At 73.7% G+C, this 684-nt stretch carries 1 protein-coding gene; it reads right to left on the reverse strand.

Features of this window, described 5'->3' with window-relative positions; genetic code table 11:
- A partial coding sequence (locus DMC61_RS40980) for a response regulator (RefSeq protein WP_125695773.1) occupies positions 1–684 on the reverse strand: 684 nt, incomplete at both ends.

Raw genomic sequence — 684 nt, forward strand, 5'->3', positions numbered from 1 at the left:
GGCGCCGTACACGGCCGCCCCGAGCCCGGCCGGGCCGCCGCCGATCACCACCAGGTCGTAGAAGTCGGCCGTCGGCGTGGTCGCCAGACCCACACGGGCGGCCAGCTCGGGTGCCTCGGGTTCCACCAGCGGGGTCCCGTCCGGCGTGATCACCACCGGCAGCCGCTGCCCGTCCTGCCCGGCCGCCGAGAGCAGCCGCCGTCCCTCCGGCTCGTCCGAGGAGTACCAGCGGTAGGGCACCTGGTTGCGGGCCAGGAACTCCCGGACCTCCGAGGACCGCGCCGACCAGCGGTGCCCGACGACCTTGGTGCTGGGCACCGGACGGTGGTCGCCGGTGCGCCAGGCCTGGAGCAGGTCGTCCAGGACCGGGTAGAGCTTCTCCTCGGGCGGGTCCCAGGGCTTGAGCAGGTAGTGGTCCAGGTCGACGACGTTGATCGCGTCGATCGCCGCCTCGGTGTCCGCGTACGCCGTCAGCAGCACCCGGCGGGCGCCCGGGTACACGTCCATGGCCTGCTCCAGGAACTCGATGCCGTTCATCTGCGGCATGCGGTAGTCCGCGAGGATCACGGCCACCAGGTCCCCGCGCAGCTTGAGCTCGCGCAGCGCCTCCAGCGCCGACTCGCCGGACTCCGCGCGCACGATCCGGCAGGTGGCGCCGTAGCGTCGCCGCAGGTCGCGGGCGAC

Origin of the sequence: Amycolatopsis sp. WAC 04169 (genome assembly GCF_003947535.1) — a bacterium.
In the GTDB taxonomy this organism is placed as follows: Bacteria; Actinomycetota; Actinomycetes; order Mycobacteriales; family Pseudonocardiaceae; genus Amycolatopsis; species Amycolatopsis keratiniphila.